We start from the raw sequence: 20,211 nt of genomic DNA, 5'->3' as shown, positions 1-20,211 counted from the left end.
AATAATGTATAATCGAGCGGGGGATATTTCGTCATATCTCCCGCTCAAATCCCTGCTGTCTGCCCCACTTTCCTGAAAAATGGTACATCCTCTTAAATCCACAGGTTCCTTTATAAAAATTGTAATTGAAAATTTGAAGCTCCCTGACCCTTATGTCTGAAGAAAGCCTTTTGTGGGGGAATGACATATGTATGTGCGCGACGTTAAGGAACTTATAGGCAACACGCCCATGATTCAGCTCAAAAATGAATCCATATTTGCCAAGGCCGAATTCCTGAATCCCGGCGGCAGCATCAAGGACAGGATAGCCCTGGCCATGATAGAGAATGCCGAACAAACTGGTCTTCTCAGGCCGGGGATGAAGATAATCGAGCCAACCTCGGGTAATACGGGTATTGGCATAACCATGGTGGGAGTAAGCAAGGGGTATGAGGTCATAATTGTCATGCCCGAAGGCATGAGCGAGGAGAGAAAGAACATCATAAGGGTCCTGGGGGGAGAGCTCATTCTCACTCCCGACAGCGAGAGTGTTGACGGAGCCGTGCGGAAAGCCCGGGAGCTCATGGAAAAATATAAAGGCTATATGCCCAACCAGTTTTCCAATCCCCATAATCCACGGGCTCATTATGAGTTTACGGCCCCGGAAATATGGCGGCAGATGGGAGGCCATATCGATGCCTTTGTTTCAGGCATAGGCAGCGGAGGCACCATACAGGGCGTGGGCCGGTTTCTGAAGGATCACAATCCCGATATCAAGATTATCGCCGTGGAGCCTGAAAACGTCTCGGCCCTCCTGGGCCATGAGCCGGGCCTGCACCAGATCCAGGGGATCGGCGATGGATTCATTCCCGAGGTACTGGACGTGAAGCTCATCGACCAGATCATCGAAGTCTCCGACGATAATGCCATAAAAACAACACGGGAGCTTGCCCGGAGCAATTCTCTTCTTGTGGGAACCTCATCGGGAGCCAATGTCTGGGCCGCCCGGGAAATCGTGAGGCAGAATCCCGGATACAACGTGGTAACCATCCTGGCAGATCGGGCAGAGCGGTATTTCAGCACGGGACTTCTGAACTCGCAGGCAGACTGATTTTTTATTAATTATTGTTTAATATCCTGTACACAATAAAAATATCTTGAAAAAATATAGGGGGATATCAAACTGAGTAATCGCTCAGTCTGATATCCTTTTGAATGTTAACGTGTTGTGTCAGAGCGGTGATTTGAAAAAAATATATTATCTATGGAGAAGAGCATGACTATAACCAGGAAACAGTTGAAAACAATCGCCGATACCGTCAGGACCCTGTCCATGGACGCCGTTCAGAAGGCAAATTCGGGTCATCCCGGCATGCCCATGGGATGCGCTGAGATTGCCGCCGTGCTCTGGGCAAAGATAATGAAATTCAACCCCGCCGATCCCGCATGGAAGAACAGGGATCGCTTTGTTCTTTCAGCGGGCCACGGCTCAATGCTTCTTTATTCCATGCTTCACCTGTCGGGTTACGATCTTTCCCTGGAGGACATCATGAGCTTCCGCCAGGTAGGAAGCAAAACACCGGGCCATCCCGAGTTTCGTCATACCGCCGGTGTGGAAACCACCACGGGCCCACTGGGACAGGGCTTCGCCAACGGCGTGGGGATGGCCTTTGCCGCTAAAATGCTTGCCGCGGAATTCAATACGGACGGCACTATCATCGATCATTATATTTACGCCATCTGCGGCGACGGCGATCTTATGGAGGGAATCAGTTCCGAGGCTGCCTCCCTGGCCGGTCACCTGGGACTGGGGAATATGATATATCTTTACGATTCAAACGAGATATCAATAGAAGGAAGCACCGGTATCACCTTCGGCGATGATACGGAAAAACGCTTTGAATCGTGTCACTGGCATGTGCAGAAGATAGACGGCCACGACACCGATGCAATCGAGCGTGCCGTGCTGGAGGCGCAGAAGGTGAAGGACCGGCCATCCCTGATTATCGCGAAAACCCGCATCGCCAAGGGCAGTCCCGGCAAAGAAGGAAGTGAGGAATCCCATGGAGCGCCCCTGGGCGCCGATGAGGTGAAGGCGGCAAAGACCAATATCGGCTGTGACGCTGATGCACAATTTTGCGTGCCCGACGAGGTGTATGATATTTTTGCACTCCGCCGGGAGGAGCTCCTGAAAGAATACCGGGCCTGGAATGAACTGTTCGGAAAAACCATTACCGGTGAGAAGAAAAAACTGTGGGATTCATATTTCTCCGCTCCCGATACCGAAGCCCTGCGCGGGAAGCTTCCGTCCTTTAAAGAGGGAGATAAAATTGCCACGCGCAGTGCCGGGGGCAAAGTGCTTGAGGCTCTTTTCAGGGAGGTGCCCAATATCCTTGGAGGATCGGCGGACCTGGGACCCAGCAACAAGTCCTTTGTGAAAGGGTATGGGGAAACGGGGAGAAACAAAGTGGGGCGCAATATTCATTTCGGTGTTCGTGAGCATGCCATGGGCGCCATTCAGAACGGTATAGCCTACTATGGCGGATTTATTCCCTATAGCGCCACCTTTCTTGTTTTCATCGATTACATGAGGCCCGCTGTGCGCCTTGCAGCCCTTTCGGGCCTGCAGGTTGTCTATATATTTACGCACGATTCATTTTTTGTAGGTGAAGACGGACCCACACACCAGCCCGTGGAGCATCTGGCTGGCGCACGCATCATCCCGAACCTGAATGTGGTACGGCCCGCCGATGCCGAGGAAACCAGGGAGGCCTGGCTGGCGGCCCTGGCCGGCACTGTAGGCCCTACCATGCTTTCCCTCACCAGGCAGGACATCCCGGTTTTAAAGCGTCATGGTGCGGCCGGAGCAAAGGACTTGGCCAGGGGCGCCTATGTAATCAAAGATTGTGACGGTAGGCCCGATATCGTCATCCTGGCCAGCGGTTCGGAAGTGGCCATATCCATGGATGCCGCTGAAATGCTTCTTAATGAAGGGATCAGTGCACGCGTCGTATCATTCCCGTCATGGTTTCTCTTTGACCGTCAGGACGAGGCCTATAAAAAAAGCGTCATACCCGAAAACGTGCCCTGCGCAGTCGTGGAAGCGGGACGGCGGAGCGGCTGGGACCAGTATGCCGGGTCCGGCGCTCTCTATATCACCCTGGAGCATTTCGGTGCTTCGGGACCGGCGGGAGAGCTGGCGAAGTTATATGGTTTTACGAAGGAAAACATTGCGGCAAAGGTGAAAGAATACCTGAAATAATGGCCACAATGTTTTTTTATCAGGGTTTGCCGGTATTGTCTACGATGCTTCAGGGGTGACGGTGAGTATGTCTTTTATCATGGGAAATCCGCGTGATTTCTGGATGAGGGCGCCGTTTTTAGCACTGGCAGTAATGGCAATTTTTTTAAACTGCGCAAGGTTTTTCTTGAACAGCTGTGCCATCGAAAGGGCGGTGTTTTTATCCATGACGCAGCGGTCGTCGAGATTGAATCTGATGGGATCGCCGTATCCGAAACGCGCCTGTTCATTTATTCCTTTCTGCAGGACTCCCGCGATTTTTTTTGCCACTTCCAACTCGGTCCTGCTTGACCAGGAGCCAATGATATAAAATTCCCTTTCCCTGAGGGAGGCATGTTCTTCCGAGAGTTCGGTTGTGATGCTTCCATCGTCATAGACGGAACCGGCATCGATGCGGAAGACTATTCGTGCCGGTGTATCATCGGTCTTCACTGCGGTGCCCGGCATCTCTGCCGGTGCAGGCTTTTTGGCCGCAGCGCCCCCGGCGTTTTTAACGAGAAAATCTCCCACGGTTCCCGTGATAATATCTGATGGTTGTTCCGTGTCGAGCAGCGTGATGGAGAACAGGGCGTCAAAGCGTTCCCGGTTTTCCTTCAGATCATCAATAAAGTAATTTATCTCGGGATTCTGTGTCGAGAGCAGTTTTATAACACTGTGTGGATTCTTTCCAATACCGAATTCTTTTTCGAATGCAGCCCCCTTGTTAAGGAGGATGAAATTGCCCCGCAGGTCTTTGCACTCCGCCCCCTTGCTGAGGATGATGTATGAAATCAGGAGTGTTTTGAATATCTTAAGCATGCCGGGGTCCAGGGCCGGTGCCATGCCCAGGTCTATCTGGCTGTCCATGATGATGGCACGCGGGAAGCCCTTTTCGTTGATGAAGCGCAGAAGCTCGGTCCTGATGAATGCCGTCTTTCCGCTGTGGGAGATGCCGGTCCGCATTACCGAAATGGAGGTCAGCGCAGGGTAACCGGAGGCGACCTCATAGTCGAGCTTGTTCAGCGCTATCTTGACAGGGGCGGCAATCCTGGTTTTCTCGGTTATGAGAATTACTTTATTTGAATATCCTATGGACATGAGTTCTTTACTCCGGGTGTATCAAACAGCTGCAACAGTCAATTGAAATGAGGTTTCATGAATCGGCTGTAATTATGGAAATCCCCAACGGCAATGATATTCCTGTTAGCATGGATACTATATGCCTTTACTCCGGCTGTCAAGCCGTATGTCAGTATATAATTGTGAATATATATCATTAGCAAATATAAAAAAACGTATATATAAAGTAAATTATTGATAATTAATCAAATAAATTGTACCGGCATTTGGTTTACTATAAAAGGACTATGAAGCTTTAGAATGGGAGACCGTGTGCTCGCGAAGATGGGTTCGCTGCTTATCGCCAATCGCAGGGCTAGTGACCTGGTAGCCCGGTACGGCGGAGAGGAGTTTATTGAAATGATACCGGAGACGGACAGGCAGGGGGCGCTGCGGACTGCTGAAAAGATACGGGCAATGGCTGAAAATGAGAGGATCGAAACCGACGATGGAAATGAAATACACTGCACCCTGAGCATCGGCGTCGCCCTCTACTCAGTCGGCGAGCTTGAAGATGCCTGTGACAATGAAAAGATTATAAGAAAGGCCGACGAAATGCTCTATAAAGCGAAAAACGCCGGTAAGAACCGTGTAATGATATATCCCTGACGGGGTTACACGTTGAACCTGAAGTTGATGATATCGCCGTCCTCCACGATGTAGTCCTTTCCCATAACATAGAGTTTCCCGGCTTTCTTCACTTCGTCTTCCGATTTGAGGGACATGAGGTCTGCGTATTTTATCACCTCGGCCCGGATAAACCCGCGCTGGATATCGGAATGGATGGCTCCGGCCGCTTCGGGTGCCGTGGCATTACGCCGTACGAGCCACTGCCGCACCTCGTCCTTGCCAACGGTGAAATAGGACATGAGTCCCAGAGATGTCATGGCGAGCATGGAGAGCTGTTCCAGGGCCGAGACGGTAATGCCCGCGTCCTTCATGAATTCCACACGTTCCTCTTCGCTCTCCAGCGTGGCTATCTCCAGCTCCAGTTTTGCCGGGACCTGCATGATGTCTATTTCCATGGTTGTGAATTTTGATGACAGGGATTCAATGAGCCCGGTTTTTTTTGACGTGTCGTCATCGGTGTTCAGTACAACGAGCATTTTTTTCCTGGTGAGGAAGGGGTAACCCGAAATCAGTTTCTTTTCTTCGTCGGTTATAGTCAGGGTGCGCAGCGGCAGGTCTGCCTCAAGGTGCGTTCGGAAGCGGTTCAGGAGTTCGGCCTCGTCCAGGAGTCGCTTGTCCTCCTTTTTTTTGCGATCCTTCTCTATGCGGTCCAGGCGCTTTTCAATGAAGACAAGGTCACTGAGAAAAAGTTCGCCGTTCACGGTTTCGATGTCCCGGACAGGGTCCACGGAGCCGCTTACGTGGTAGATGGAATCATCCTGGAAAACGCGTACGACATGACACAGGGCATCTGCGTCGGCCACATCGCGAAAATCTCTGGCGGTTCCGGGATCAAGTTTGGGCAGAAGCTGCATGTCTATCCGGGCCGGTGTCTCTTTCTTGGGATTATACATGCGCGACAGGGCAAGAAAGCGGCTGTCACGGATGTCCGCCACTCCAGCTGATCCTTTTTGAGCGTCGGCGGGTGAGGGAGCTGATCCCGTCAGCAGTTCAAAAAGGGTTTTTTTCCCTGTTTGGGGCAGTCCGATTATTCCCAGTTTCATGGCAGCTCCTTATTGTGTCGTTTACCGGTGTGATGTGTTTCCCCATGGTTTCAGGGGTATCTGGCAAGGCAATAGTACGGGAAGGTGCCTTACGTCAAGAGGAAAAATTCAGGCAAATCAGAAATAAAGGCACCATGGAGACAGAAAATATCTTCTACTGGAGAGTTTGCGTGATATCGCTCAGTTCATTGACCAGGTTGTTTATTTTTTTCGTGGTGTCCGTGATCCGTGAGGCAAAATCAACGATGTCCTGGGCCTTTCGTGCGATATCGGCCGTGGTCCTGCTCGATTCGTCCGTGGCAATGCGCTGCTCCGATGTGGAATGCTCTATCGTCTTGCTGGAGTCATGGACTTTCGTGTTCAGGCTTTTGATGGTTTTTATAGTCATGTCGATATCGCTGATAAGGGTGCCCACATCGCCGATTTCGTGCTTTATACGCTGAATGGCTGTATTGAGCTGCAGTATCATGTCCGCTGATTCCCCGATGAATCTGCTGCTGCCATCGATGAGGGACTGGTTTTCCCGAATAATCTTTTCAATTTCCTTGGCGTTGGAGGAAGTGGCGTCAGCCAGCTTGGATATCTCGTCGGCGACCACGGCGAATCCGCGGCCCGCCTCACCGGCCCGGGCAGCCTCAATTGAAGCGTTCAGGGAGAGGAGGTTTACCTGGTCGGCAATGTCATTTATGACCTGGACGAAATTGGACATCTCGTTGCTCTTGCTTTTCAGCGTCACGAAACTGTCCTTGGCCATGTTTATCTGGCTGGAGGAATTTTCCGAATACTGGGTTACGCTGTTCAGGGTATTGTTGATTTCCGTGGAACTCTGCTGAGTCCGGTCGTTTACCGTTTTGAGGTCATTGACCGATTCCACGGTGATATCAAGCTCTTCGAAAAGGGAGCGGGCGATGTTGCTGATGGATTCCGAATTTGATGCCAGTTCCTCAAGCGAGGCCGAAATCTCCTCCAGGGAAGCGGCCTGCTGCTGTGACACGTCGTTCATGTCGGCGGCGATTGATTCCTGTTCCGAGGTCTGTTCCTTCAGGATGCCGATGGATTTCATGATGGCGCGCACGGCCTCCTGCAGACTCCCGTAATTGTTCGTGGCCTCATCCTGCTTTTCGATGGCCAGAACCAGGAGCCGGAATGTGGCATCAGCGCCGGTCATGGCGCCGATTCCCACCATGCAGTAAACAATGTATCGCACCAGGAGGTTAGATGCAGGCCCTCCCGGCAGCAGTTCCGGTCGTATTGTAAAGAGTACGGTCTGTGCAATGAGCACCAGGATCAGCGCAAAGAGCGATAGGCGGCGGTTAAAATAGAATATACTCAGGGCCAGAAGAATGTAATTTGTTGCAAAGAGCTCATTGGAACCATGGAACGAATATTGGAAAACACCCAGGGCCATCATGATGCCCGTAAGCGTTATCACGGCTGAACGCTTTTTCCCCTTAAAACGGTTGCTGAGGAAAATGGTTATAAGGACCAGGGATGTAACAAGTATGACTTCGATGAGGATATCAGTATAAGTAAGATAGGCCGAACCCTTTCCCGTTGCCTTGATGGCCGTAACCGCTACATTGGCGATCGTTGCTATAATGGAGAAGGCCTTTATGAGACGCCGGTTGTTGGTCGTCATGACATCGGCAAAAATGGCATGACTCTCGACTCTACTGTTTTTGATTTTATCGATTTTTTTTTCTTTTGATTTCATTTAAGGCTACCCTGATGATGTATATTTTTTCTGTTTTTAATTTTATCAGTACAAAATGTCATCTAAAATTTGTATAAATCTACACTAGGAGTATAAAAAATACAATTTATTATCTGATTTGCCCATGAAATTATATTTCCTTACTTTTTTAATCCCTTTAGAGGTTTTAAAAAGCCTTACAAAGGCAAATTCTTGATTGACAGTATCAGCAGATTTTCATTGCTTTTCATTATACCGGTTGTATCTGTACTATTATAGTATGTGTATCGGCATTTCGCTTTCAAATGTGTAACAATTCAATAATAAGTTTGGGCTGATATGATCACTGTTGCCGTCATGCGGCGGTTTATAAATTTTAAACATTTCAGGACTATTTCATGGCAAAGAAGACACTACCATTTACAAAAGAGCAGATTGAGGATATTATTAAAAAATATCCCACGCCTTTCCATGTATATGATGAAGGAGCCATGCGTGAAAATGCCCGGCGTCTCATAAAGGCCTTCTCCTGGGCGCCATTATTCAGGGAATACTTCGCAGTAAAAGCGACGCCCAATCCCCATCTCCTGAAAATACTGAACCAGGAGGGATTCGGCGCCGACTGCAGTTCCATGGCCGAACTCGTCCTGGCAGAGCGTACCGGTATCACCGGAGAGATGATCATGTTTACCTCCAATGACACGCCGGCCGATGAATTTGTCAAGGCCCTTGAGCTGGGAGCCATCATCAATCTTGACGATATCACCCATATCTCCTTCCTGGAAAAGCATGCCGGACTGCCGGAAATCGGCTGTTTCAGATATAATCCCGGCCCCCTCCGGGGAGGCAATGCCATCATCGGCACACCCGAGGAGGCCAAGTACGGCTTCACCCGGGAACAGCTCTTTGAGGGATACCGCATCCTGCGCGATAAGGGAGTACAACGCTTCGGTCTCCACACCATGATCGCCTCCAACGAACTGGACAACCGGTATTTTGTCGATACGGCCCGCATGCTTTTTGATCTTGTCCATGACATTTCAAAGGAGCTTGATATTTCCTTCGAATTCGTGAACCTGGGCGGCGGTTTTGGCATACCCTACCGGCCTGAAGACAGTGCTGTAGATATTGAATTTATCGGCGATGAGATAGGGAAGGCCTATGATGAACTGATCCGGGAAAAGGGACTCCATCCCCTGAACATATATATGGAAAGCGGCAGGATGATCACGGGACCGTACGGATACCTGGTATCCCGTGTTCTTCATAAAAAGAATACCTACAAGAATTATATCGGACTCGATGCTTCCATGGCAAACCTCATGAGGCCGGCTCTCTACGGGGCTTATCATCACATTACCGTCATGGGCAGGGAGAATGAGCCCGTGGTGCGGGAATATGATGTGACCGGCTCGTTGTGTGAGAATAATGACAAGTTTGCCGTCAACCGCATGCTTCCCGAGGTGGAAATCGGCGATATCGTGGTGATCCATGACACCGGGGCCCACGGCCACGCCATGGGCTTCAACTACAACGGGAAGCTCCGCTCGGCTGAACTGCTCCTGCGTCCCGATGGTACCGTGGAGCTTATCCGGCGGGCCGAAACCCTGGACGACTATTTTGCCACCCTGGAGTTTCCCGTGGGGAAAAGATAATAATGGAAGTACTTCTCATCCGGCATACCAGGGTAAAACCTGACCGGTCAATCTGCTACGGCAGTTCCGATGTGGAACTGGCCGACACCTATCCTGAAGATATGGCCGATGTAAAGAAGCGCCTGCCGGGAGATATCGCGGAGTACCCGGCCCGGGTCAGTCCCCTGACGCGATGCCAGATTCTGGCCCGGGACCTGGGGCTAAGGGACTTTGTCACAGATGATCGCCTCCGTGAATTCAGCTTCGGCGACTGGGAGATGAAGCCCTGGGCCGAAATAACCCCCGGCGATCTGAAGGGCTGGTTTGAGGACATGACCAATTACCCCATACCGGGAGGCATCGCCCTGCGGGAATTCGCCGAAGGTTGTGCGGCCTTCTGGAAAGACCTTACGGAACTGCGGGTTGAACGCGTTGCGGTTGTGGCCCATACGGCCGTTATCCATGTTCTCCTGGCGCACTTGCTGAACATGCCTTTTGAGAAAATGTTCACCCTGCACATAGACTACGGCGGAATTTCAAAGGTCACAGTGGGAAGGAAACGGACCGTGGTGGATTACGTGAACCGGTGAAGTGGGAAAAATTAACCGATGATATCATGTTGTGATTCCGGCGCAGCGTGCTAAAGAATACGAAAAGATCACTCTAATTCAGGAACTTTCATCAATCGTACTCATACGCCCCGATTGACCAGCCGTTGGTCTCAGTGCGTGTATTCCCGTCGCGGTCTATGGTGTAGCCCCAACCGGCACCGTTACCGTCAATACCGCTTGTATCAAAAACCACACCAACGGCATTATAGTCGCCGATGTAGCGGTACTCATTGGCCTGGTCAAGATCGGCATAGATATCTTCCGAGATATTATTCTTGGCGGGGACGGTGTCTCCTGCATCAATAAGAAGGACGGTAGATATATCAAAAAGAGTTACCGTCTTATCAGCGACACCGTCAATATAGTTATAATATTGTATATCGCAGTAGAAAAAATTATTATTGTTGAGCGTAGTAGGATACGAAGTGGCTGATGTTGCGTAAACGCCATAACTTGTAATGGCATTAAAGGCGTCGCCATCGTTGGTGAAAATGTTGTTGTTTTCAATTTGTACGGTCCTTACAGAACTGTTCGTAATATAAATGCCGCTCGCTTTATCACCGGTACCACCGTTAATGATGTTGTTGAATATATTGATATCGCCGTCAATAATGTTGATCCCGTATCGGTTATTGGCTCCCGCTCCGGCGTCGATTATATTATTGTAACATGATACTATCCCCGATGATCCATCAACTCTAATCCCAGTTGTCTCTGACCCTGAAGAACCGCCATATATGTAGTTATTGTGGATATCCGGAGCGGCATTGAATATATGTATCGCAAAGCTGTTATTTGTGGCGCCTGAGACAATTATTCTGTTGTTTTCAATAATCGGCGAACTGTTGCTGATAAATATTCCATAAACGATACCGGCCGTGCCTGTGCTTGCACCGCCATATATCATTGAATTGTCATGAATATGCGAATCGGCATTGGTGGCTAAATAGATACCGTAATTCGTACAGGTGTTATAGGTGTCTCCCCGTGTTGCCAGTGCAATGGAATTGTCGTGTATGCTCGGGGAGCCGCCATTAATATGACAAATTCCCACGGTGTTGACGGGAACGCCGGGATTATTGGTGCTGCTTACGTCGGAGGATGTAATGGTGTTATTGCTGATTTCCGGTGATGCGTTGTTGATAAAGATGGCGCAGGCGCTCAGTATTGAGGCTCCGGTGAAAATCGGGGCGACATTAAGTGTAAAACCGTCAATGATCGTCATACCTGTAATCCCTGCCGGTACCTCAATTATACGGGCAGCATTCAGCAAAGGCGTGGTCACTCCCAGTGATGTCCTCTGGTCCTTCAGAATAGTAACATAGGTTGCAGGATTCCTCAGGTCCCAGCTTGTAGCAGAATATCCCCCATAAAGCGAAATACCCTCGGCCATTATCACCAGAGTATTGGATGTATTATAGGTTCCTGCCGCCACCAACACAACACCCGGTGTTGAGGCTGATATGGCAGCTGCTGTCGCTTTTGCCGCTGTAACGGCAGCCTGTATATCGTTCATGGGTTCCAGGCGTGTGCCCGTCAGGGGGCCCGGTGCGCTGATGTTCACATAATAGACTGATCCAGTGATATTATAGGTGCGAGTGCGGATTATATTGGCTCCCTCAAGGGAGTCGCAGTCAATTGTCAGGGTAGCACCGTTTTCAATGGTCCGGGAAGCTGATGGAGTTATGGTAAGCGTGTCATCGGCGACATTTGTTGTGGACCATGCGATAGCCGATGTCGATGCCATGGTGCCCGTGAGTGTAAGACTTGCCGTATCCATGGATGTGTCGAAAAGAAAGGTAGCCTCGTTGTTGATAATCCCGGCCTGGCTGGAAAGCCATGCTCCGCCGGCGGGACTAATTATCACGGATATAGGTGATGGGGGATCGGTGTTCTGGGAATCGAATTTGTTCCACATATCCGTTCTCGAACAGGCTGTGGAAACCACAAGAGCTGAAGTCAGGAAAAGCGTATATATTTTAATCATTTTTGCACCCATACGATATTCATATTATCCTATACAAAGACTATCGACATTTTGCCCGACAGCTCCCTGGTAATAAAAAAAGCTATCCTTTAAAAATAAAGCCCGACCGGGCTCCTGTAATAATATACAAAAATAATGCTGTCTGAGTGTAAATATTTAATTTATTATGATGTTTTCGGTAAAAAAGTTGACGATAGAGACCATTAATATTACTATATCAATATATCTTGATATAGTAATATTATATGAGCCTGATATCTTATTTTAAATCCCTTTCCGACGAGACGCGCCTGAGGATGCTCAATCTTCTCATGCACCATGAGCTCAATGTCAATGAAATCGTCATGGCCATGGGTATGGGTCAGAGCAGGATATCACGCCATCTGAAAATCCTCACCGATTCGGGACTTCTCACTTCGCGCCGTGACGGGCTCTGGGTTTTCTACCGTGCCGCGGAAAACGGGAAGGGCAGGGCCTTTATCGATGCATTGGGATATTTGCTGAAAACAGATGAAGAGCTGACCGCAGACCTGGCTGCCCTGAGAAACATGATCCAGGAGCGCTCTTTTGAAAAGACCAGCTTTTTCAATGCCATAGCTCCCGACTGGGATGATATCAAGAGTGAGATACTGGGCGATATGGATGTCGTTTCCATCCTGGGCACCATGGTGAAAAAAGGGGACGTGGCAGCCGATCTGGGCTGCGGAACCGGCGACTTGCTCCTGGCCCTTCACGAACAGGGCGCCCGTGTCATGGGTATTGATAAATCGCCCATGATGCTGGATATCACGCGGAAGCGTTTTGCGGAAAAGGGCATTGATGCCGATCTGCGTATCGGAGAGCTGGAGCACCTTCCCATGCGCGACGGCGAAGCGGACCTGGCCGTTATCAACATGGTGCTCCATTATCTGCCCTCGCCGCGCCGCGTTATAGCCGAGACTGCCCGGGTGCTCAATATGGGAAGTAAACTGGTGATCATCGACCTGGAAAAACATGACAATGAGGAGATGCGCAGGAAATATGAACACCGGTGGCTCGGTTTCAACCGTGACGAGATGACACGCTGGCTCGATGAAGCAGGATTCGTTACGGATGAAGTGACTCAGTATAAAGCAAAACAGGGCATGACAGTGAACATTTTTGTGGCAAAGAAGGGGCGGTGACAGTATTTTTATCTATAAAGATGAATATGATTTGCAGGAAGATCACAGAGAGCCCCCGGCGGGTGAATTTATGATATATCAAAAACCTGTTTTTGCCACCCCCGGAGGGGGTTGAGAATCATCTGAAATCTCTGAAAGGAAATTTAAAAAGTCCATTAACCCCCCGTGGGGGTGGCGACGGTGGATGTTTGAAAGGGAAACGTATATTCGCCGGGGTCCCGATGGACAATTGTATCTATGATAAAAAAAAGTTTTTTTGCAGTAAAATAGAAAAAACAACCAAACAATCAGGAGGAAATACATGAACACAAATAATCCAAAAGGATTTACCGAGCTGGACCCGAATCTTGAATACAAAGTTGCGGATATGGCTCTTGCCGAATGGGGCAGGAAGGAGATAGAACTGGCCGAGGCGGAAATGCCGGGCCTTATGTCGGTACGGGCCAAGTACGGCCCGAAGCAGCCCCTCAAGGGCCTCAAGGTCATGGGCAGCCTGCACATGACCATCCAGACAGCCGTTCTTATCGAAACGTTGAAAGCCCTCGGGGCTGACCTGCGCTGGGCATCGTGTAATATCTTTTCCACGCAGGATCATGCCGCAGCAGCCATTGCCGCCGCCGGTACGGCTAAAGTCTTTGCATGGAAAGGGGAAACGCTTGAGGAATACTGGCTCTGCACGGAACAGGCCCTGACCTGGCCCGACGGTTCGGGCCCCGATCTTCTCGTTGACGATGGCGGTGACGCTACGCTCCTCATACACCAGGGAGTGAAGGCCGAGAAAGATCCGTCCATCCTGGAAAAGACCTATGACAACAAGGAATTTAAAATTGTCATGGACCGCGTTCGTGAAAGCGTAAAGCGGGCTCCGGGCAAGTGGACCGCCATAGTCAAAAACGTGAAGGGCGTGTCAGAAGAAACCACGACGGGTGTACACCGTCTCTATCAGATGTTTCGCGACAAGGAACTTCTTTTTCCGGCCATCAACGTTAATGACTCCGTAACCAAGTCCAAGTTCGACAATCTCTACGGCTGCCGTGAGTCCCTGGCCGACGGTATCAAACGCGGTACCGATATCATGGTGGCAGGAAAAGTCGTTGTGGTATGCGGATACGGTGATGTAGGCAAGGGCTGCGCCCAGTCCATGAGGGGATTCGGCGCACGTGTTATCGTCACCGAGATCGATCCCATCTGTGCGCTTCAGGCCGCCATGGAGGGCTACGAGGTGGCCACCCTGGAGGATTTCCTTGAAAAGGCCGACATATTCGTCACGGCCACGGGAAACCTGGACGTCATCAACGGGGCTCACATGGAGAGGATGAAGGACGGAGCTATCCTCTGCAACATCGGCCATTTCGATAACGAGATTGCCATGCATTACCTGGAAAACAATGCGAAATGTAAAAAGAACAACATAAAGCCCCAGGTGGACAAGTGGACCCTGGAATCGGGGAATTCCATCATAGTCCTTTCCGAGGGGCGCCTGGTAAACCTGGGCAATGCCACGGGCCATCCCAGCTTTGTCATGAGCAACAGTTTCACCAATCAGTGCCTGGCGCAGATCGAGCTGGCATCGAAAAAACACGAGATCGGCGTTTACACCCTTCCCAAGGAACTCGATGAGGAAGTGGCCAGGCTGCACCTGGGCAAATTGGGCGTGAGGCTCACGAGGCTGCGTCCGGAGCAGGCAGCCTATATCGGGGTCTCCGTGGATGGGCCGTATAAGCCGGACCATTACCGGTATTAGAAATTATTTTTGCCAATAATGCCATGGTAGTGACGCAGCATGCTGCGCCCCTATCATGGCTACAAAAATACGACATTGTCGAATGCTGATCGAAAATCATTTTTTTCTTGCCTTTTTGTATCCCCCGCATTTTTATAGCCACACAATCTGAACTGAATTATATGACTGGTGGTACTCATGAAAAAACTTGCCTATTTTGATTCATCCCATGACATGCCCGAGGAAATCATCCGCGCCGCGGGATTCACTCCCTATAAAATTTTGGGCGATGTCCGCACATCAAATGACCCGGCCGATCAGTACCTGGCGAAATTTTTCTGCCCGGCGGCACGAAGCTGGCTCACCGAGGCATTGGCGCATTCGCAGGAATGGGCCGGTATCATCTTCGCCCATGGCTGCGATGCCACGAATCGCCACTATGATATCTGGAAGAAACACGTGGAAACACCCTTCCTCCACTGGTTCAACAGTCCCATAAAAAATGACGCGGCTGCGCGGAAGTTCTTCATTGTCGAACTGAAACGGCTTATCAAGAGTCTCGAGGATACGTACTCGGTGAATATCTCCGATGGTGCGATTCACGAGGCCATAGTTCTGTCCAATAAAATCAAGAAGCGCCTCCAGACCCTGTCATTGCTGCGCTCCCGTAAGGACGTTCCCAACCGTGATTATTTTACAGTTGTGGCGGACTGTATCGCCAATGGACCGGCGAATATAGTGGAAATGCTTGATACACGTGCACAGGAATGGGATGCCCGTCCCGACTTTCCCGCGGGGAAAAAACGTTTTCTTCTCACGGGCTCCGATGTTACCTACGTGGAATTCATGGATATTCTCGACGAGTGCGATATTCGTGTCGTGCGCGATGATCTTTCCCTGGGTGAGCGGTACTATGCCACGCTCATTTCCGAAACGGGAGATCCCCTGGAAGCGCTGGCTGATTATTATCTCACCATTCCCCGGCCTGCCACCAGGCCTACCATACAGGAACGTGTCGACTATCTTCTCGGCGCTTTGAAGGAAACCGCCGTAGACGGCGTCCTCTCGCAGAACCTGAAGTTCTGTGAGCCCTATGCCTATGACGCCGTTGAAGTAAACAAGGCCATAAAAGATGCGGGCTTCCGGGTCCTGCACCTGGAACGTGAATTCACGGCACTGCCGGACCAGCAGCTGGTGAACCGGCTCATGGCCTTTAATGAAATGCTGTAAGAACGACAGGGAGAACATGATGAATACAAAGGCAAAGAACCAATCACTCATAGACGACTCAATCCGTGTACAGCCCCTTCCCCATGCCGGCGATCTCAAGGGCGTCATGATTCATTATTTTTTAAGAGGCATGCTTGCCACGAAACTTCCCTGGAAAAAAACGGCATGGACCTGCGCCGGTTTCCCCGTGGAACTTCTCTGGGCCTACGATGTCTTCCCTCACCATCCGGAAAACATGGCTACGGTTGCCGCAGCGCGCAAACAGTCCCTGCGCCTCATCGAGTACACGGAAAGCCTGGGGTACAGCCGGGATCTCTGTTCCTACTGCAAGACCAGTATCGGCGCCTATGACACGGGAATAAAGGCGACCCTGGGAGGACTTGACAAACCCGATTTCATAACCTGTACCAACACCATCTGCGACACGCACTGGAAGTGGTTTCACCTCCAGGCCCACCGGCTCAAGGTTCCCATTTTTGTTTTTGATGTTCCCAGCGTGGTAAGCGGCACTTCTCCTGAAACCATGGAAGGCTATGTCGATTACGTCGTGGAGCAGTTTATTCTGTTCGGCGAGTTCATGCAAAAAAATTTCGGAAAAAAACCCAATGAGAAAAAACTGCGCAAGGTCATGAAACTGTCGGAACGCCTCAGCTCACTGTGGCGCGAGATATACGAATACCGGAAGATAATTCCTTCAGTGTACAGTGCAGCGGAAACATCGGCGTCATTTTTTCCCCTGGTGGTTCTTCCCGGTGTCAAAAAAGGGATTCAATTCTATGAAAAGCTCCTGTCAGACATAAAGAAACGGGCGGCGAAGGGCGAGGGCACACTGCAGGAAGGGAAAGAGAAATACCGTGTTCTTTATGAAGGCATTCCCTTCTGGTACCGAATGCGCTTCATGTATGATCTGGCAAAATACGGGATCGTGGTGACCTATGAACCCTATACCTGGAGCTTCGCGCCGAAGAAAACCATGGGCCTCAGTCTTGAAGAGTCCCTGCGCGAAACGGCCCGCACCATAATGAATCTCCCCTATGCCTATAACCTGGAGGACCGTATCGAATATTTTGAGAAAGCCGTGCAGGAATACCGCATTGACGGGGTTATCCTTCATGAGAATATGTCATGCCGTCCCTCGAGCAGCGGCATGATCGATCTGAAGGAAGCGATACAACGGGACCTGGGAGTCCCGGTGCTTATTCTCCAGTGCGACATGAATGATCCCCGTGCATTTTCCGAGGCGCAGATTCAGACCCGCGTTGAGAGCTTTGTGGAACTCATGGCCGACAATAAAAAATAAGGAAAACTAACGGGCCCGGGAAAGGAGCCGGTACTGGTCTGCCGGGCTCGTGACGACTTCTATAATATCGCTGCTGCATATGATGATCTGACATCCCATGAAACGGCCGTCGCTGGCGAGAGGCGATTCCATGCCTTTCTGTTCCAGTTCCTTTTCCCACCGGGCAAACTGGGTGAAACCCATTAGTATATACTGTGCCTTTTTTCCCTGCCGAGTGAAATCGAGAATCATTGTTTCAACATCCGTATTTATTTTCATATGACTTTCCTTTAAATAGTATTTGATGAATTCAGCAATTGTCGGTTTTTCCCTTCAGCATTTCCACCTTGCTGAAGATGAGAGGCGCCGCAAAGGAGACCCAGGCACCGATGAGCCAGTACCGGATGTAACTGAAAATGGCGCTGTCGGGAAGAATTATTTTCACACCCGATTTAATGATAAAGATGCCGATCAGACCGATCAGGACCTTAACCAGGCCTGCGGACAGGGTGTTCCGCGGATTAAAGATGATGTCCCTGGCCATGTAGGCTCCCAGAAGCATGCCTGACAGGACGCCCAGGGGCTGTTGTGTCTGATAGCCCGGGATTATAAGAAAAACGGCCAGGGGAAGAATGATCAGACCCAGGATGATAAGGACGCTGTTCCAGTTCATGTAGTGCTTTCCGCAATAAATTACCAGAGGTATGCATACCAGGAGGCACAATGCGCCTATGATATATCCTCCTATGACATCTCCGAGGTAATGAACGCCCAGGTAAATGCGCGAATAAGGGATGAGGATAATAAGAAGGGCGGATAAAATGATCATAACTCTGGTTCGGTTAAAATAGATAATCGAGCCCCAGAACGTTAGTGCACCCTGGGTATGGCCGCTGGGAAAACCCGGTCCTTTCGGCTTATAGGTAATATTAAGTTCCCGAATGCCGTCGACAAGATATGCCGGGTCAGGCCTTGGATTCTGAAATATTTCTTTCGTCATATCATTGATAACAGATGAAACAAGGAAGACGGCGCCGATTTTCAGAGTTATCTCCCTGTCATATAACCAATAGGCCAGGGGCAGCATTACTACGTAGAAAAGCTGGGTTCCCATGGCTGTAATGGCTATCATGCAGTAATCGAGCCACGGACCTATAAAAATGTGCATAGTATTAAGTATTTCTTCGCCGAAAAAAAAAGGATCCTTCAGTAGAGCCTGCATCATGATTATCCTGAATATTATAATTTATATTTCTTTTTTTTAGTCTTCCATTCTTTATAGGCAAGGTACAGGATATCGGGATAATCGGATATGATGCCGTCCACGCCGTAACTCAGCAATTTTTCCATCTGCGCTTTATCATTAACCGTCCAGGCAATGACGCGAAGTTTATTTCTGTGGCACTCACGCACGAACTGGGGTGTTATAAAGAGATAATGAGGTGCGATCATATCTGCGCCGGCATTCAGAGCCTCTTTGATTATGGTATTCCTGGGATTGCCGGGGCCGTCCGTGGTTGCAACACCGCGGGAGTAACGGGGTTCAAACAATGCCGATGTCTGTATGTTTTTATTAAGTTTTCGAACCTCGGGGAGTGCGGCAATAACAAAGCTCTGGACCACGGCCCTTTCGGTCATGCCCGCTTCTTCAATGTTCTTTACAACCAGGGTTGCCGCTTCCTTTATATCTTCAGGCGTATAGTCGCGGGGGAACTTTATCTCCACCTTGATCCTCGTGGCGTGGAGCAGTTTTCTTTCTGTTTCATAGCTCTTTACAAACTCGAAAAATTCTTTCAAAGTTATCAGTCTGGTTTTTTCCACCGTGACTTGCTGTGGAAATTCCCGGTGTTGCAGCGCGCCGCAATCGTATTTCTTAAGTTCCTCGACAGTGAGGTCCCGTATTGGAACTGTCGCGGCCGGTTTGCCCGATTCATCGAGGCAGAGGGCTCCCGTTATTTCCGTATCGTGGTATATGATAAGATCCTTGTCTTTGGTGACATTTACATCAAGTTCAATGGCAGTCATATTATTTTCAATGCCGTACTGGAAGGATGGAATGGTGTTTTCAGGCCGGTATCCCCTGGCTCCGCGGTGACCCACCAGGTCGATATACCTGTTCTTGCTGTTAAAACCGGCACAGTCAGTCATGGCAATACTCAGGAGTATCAGCAAACCGAGCCACAGTATTTTTTTTATGCTCATCATATACTTTTTAATCCTTATCATTCCTGTATCTAAGGTACTGAATAAAATGCCATCCATGGGGGCTTTATAATAAAAAATGTCCCGATAATGAAATAATTTTAAAGGGATGAAAAACTCACCTGATCCCAACCTTATATATAACATAAAATATTTATAAAGGTCAATATGTTCCGTGACGAAATTATAAGAATTATGCTCAATAAATTCAAAAAATGATTATACCACACTAAATCATACTATGATTGTAAAATAATTTTTAATTTATATTGACAATAATGAGAGCAATGCTTAGCTTGTAGTTATTAAAAGAGCAAGAGAAAAAATGATGTCACGAAATTACACGCAGAACCTATTGCTAAGCCTTCATCTGCTCCTGGAGAAACCTGGATATGGTTCGTGATGTCACTGTACTATTGATACAAACAAAGGCCGTCACGAACAAAAGTGACGGCCTTTTTAATTTAAGGACACAGGAGGTGCAGGGAATGGGTTTCCCGTGTATACTTTCCCTTTAAGAAGTAAAGGTGCGGCCGGACGGTTTCACTATCAATCATTCAGGAGATGATTGATATGAATTTATATAAAAACGATACAGTAAATTACATAACAGCAGGAAACAAATAAAAGGAGTCTTG

Annotated in this window: 16 protein-coding genes; 9 read left to right on the top strand and 7 right to left on the bottom strand. The window is 49.4% G+C overall.

All coding sequences use genetic code 11. The features are described from left to right. Nucleotides 1-187 precede the first annotated feature (187 nt). Nucleotides 188-1,090 (top strand): cysteine synthase A, encoded by a 903-nt coding sequence (gene cysK, locus CVV44_16085; GenBank protein PKL37850.1) that lies wholly within the window; start codon nucleotides 188-190, stop codon nucleotides 1,088-1,090. A 171-nt stretch (nucleotides 1,091-1,261) separates the two neighbouring features. Continuing rightward, nucleotides 1,262-3,241 (top strand): transketolase, encoded by a 1,980-nt coding sequence (gene tkt, locus CVV44_16080; GenBank protein PKL37877.1) that lies wholly within the window; start codon nucleotides 1,262-1,264, stop codon nucleotides 3,239-3,241. A gap of 39 nt (nucleotides 3,242-3,280) precedes the next feature. On the opposite strand, the gene CVV44_16075 is transcribed toward tkt, so the two are convergent. After that, a complete protein-coding gene (locus CVV44_16075; protein PKL37849.1) occupies nucleotides 3,281-4,357 on the bottom strand; it encodes a hypothetical protein in 1,077 nt (358 codons plus the stop codon). A gap of 282 nt (nucleotides 4,358-4,639) precedes the next feature. On the opposite strand from CVV44_16075, the gene CVV44_16070 reads away from it, so the two are divergent. Next, a complete protein-coding gene (locus tag CVV44_16070) occupies nucleotides 4,640-4,987 on the top strand; it encodes a hypothetical protein (GenBank protein ID PKL37848.1) in 348 nt (115 codons plus the stop codon). A 5-nt stretch (nucleotides 4,988-4,992) separates the two neighbouring features. On the opposite strand, the gene CVV44_16065 is transcribed toward CVV44_16070, so the two are convergent. Then, complete coding sequence (locus CVV44_16065) at nucleotides 4,993-6,051, bottom strand: redox-regulated ATPase YchF (GenBank protein ID PKL37847.1); 1,059 nt, start codon at nucleotides 6,049-6,051, stop codon at nucleotides 4,993-4,995. Nucleotides 6,052-6,205: 154 nt separating this feature from the next. Next, complete coding sequence (locus CVV44_16060; GenBank protein ID PKL37846.1) at nucleotides 6,206-7,765, bottom strand: chemotaxis protein; 1,560 nt, start codon at nucleotides 7,763-7,765, stop codon at nucleotides 6,206-6,208. Between the two features lie 377 nt (nucleotides 7,766-8,142). Between CVV44_16060 and CVV44_16055 the strand changes: the two genes are divergently transcribed. Then, nucleotides 8,143-9,399 carry a diaminopimelate decarboxylase gene (locus CVV44_16055; protein ID PKL37845.1) on the top strand — a complete coding sequence of 419 codons (1,257 nt, stop codon included), beginning with the start codon at nucleotides 8,143-8,145 and terminating at the stop codon, nucleotides 9,397-9,399. 2 nt (nucleotides 9,400-9,401) lie between these two features. Next, nucleotides 9,402-9,968 carry a hypothetical protein gene (locus CVV44_16050; GenBank protein PKL37844.1) on the top strand — a complete coding sequence of 189 codons (567 nt, stop codon included), beginning with the start codon at nucleotides 9,402-9,404 and terminating at the stop codon, nucleotides 9,966-9,968. A gap of 91 nt (nucleotides 9,969-10,059) precedes the next feature. Here the strand turns inward: CVV44_16050 and CVV44_16045 are convergent, their stop codons facing one another. Then, nucleotides 10,060-11,976 carry a hypothetical protein gene (locus CVV44_16045; protein PKL37843.1) on the bottom strand — a complete coding sequence of 639 codons (1,917 nt, stop codon included), beginning with the start codon at nucleotides 11,974-11,976 and terminating at the stop codon, nucleotides 10,060-10,062. A gap of 245 nt (nucleotides 11,977-12,221) precedes the next feature. Here CVV44_16045 and CVV44_16040 point away from each other — a divergent pair, with 245 nt between their 5' ends. From CVV44_16040 to CVV44_16025, 4 genes are all read left to right on the top strand, one after another. Further along, a complete protein-coding gene (locus CVV44_16040; protein ID PKL37842.1) occupies nucleotides 12,222-13,139 on the top strand; it encodes an ArsR family transcriptional regulator in 918 nt (305 codons plus the stop codon). Nucleotides 13,140-13,440: 301 nt separating this feature from the next. Then, on the top strand, nucleotides 13,441-14,883 hold the full coding sequence (locus tag CVV44_16035) for an adenosylhomocysteinase (GenBank protein ID PKL37841.1): 1,443 nt from the start codon (nucleotides 13,441-13,443) through the stop codon (nucleotides 14,881-14,883). A gap of 177 nt (nucleotides 14,884-15,060) precedes the next feature. Further along, nucleotides 15,061-16,092, top strand: a complete 1,032-nt coding sequence (locus tag CVV44_16030) for a hypothetical protein (protein ID PKL37840.1) — start codon at nucleotides 15,061-15,063, stop codon at nucleotides 16,090-16,092. Further along, the gene (locus tag CVV44_16025; GenBank protein PKL37839.1) at nucleotides 16,079-17,392 is read left to right on the top strand and encodes a hypothetical protein; all 1,314 of its coding nucleotides are present in this window, start codon (nucleotides 16,079-16,081) and stop codon (nucleotides 17,390-17,392) included. Before CVV44_16030 ends, CVV44_16025 begins: the two co-directional genes overlap by 14 nt. Before the next feature lie 6 nt (nucleotides 17,393-17,398). On the opposite strand, the gene CVV44_16020 is transcribed toward CVV44_16025, so the two are convergent. From CVV44_16020 to CVV44_16010, 3 genes are read right to left on the bottom strand one after another with little or no spacing between them, the layout of a single operon-like run. Beyond that, nucleotides 17,399-17,650: a hypothetical protein gene (locus CVV44_16020; GenBank protein PKL37838.1), complete on the bottom strand. Its 252-nt coding sequence runs from the start codon at nucleotides 17,648-17,650 to the stop codon at nucleotides 17,399-17,401. A gap of 31 nt (nucleotides 17,651-17,681) precedes the next feature. Then, entirely contained in the window at nucleotides 17,682-18,596 is a 915-nt protein-coding gene (locus CVV44_16015) for a hypothetical protein (protein PKL37837.1), read from the bottom strand. Nucleotides 18,597-18,610: 14 nt separating this feature from the next. Further along, entirely contained in the window at nucleotides 18,611-19,720 is a 1,110-nt protein-coding gene (locus CVV44_16010; GenBank protein ID PKL37836.1) for a glycerophosphodiester phosphodiesterase, read from the bottom strand. Between the last annotated feature and the right edge of the window lie 491 nt (nucleotides 19,721-20,211).

This window comes from Spirochaetae bacterium HGW-Spirochaetae-1 (genome assembly GCA_002839375.1).
In the GTDB taxonomy this organism is placed as follows: Bacteria; Spirochaetota; UBA4802; order UBA4802; family UBA5550; genus PGXY01.
This window is presented reverse-complemented; position numbering and strand designations above follow the sequence as displayed.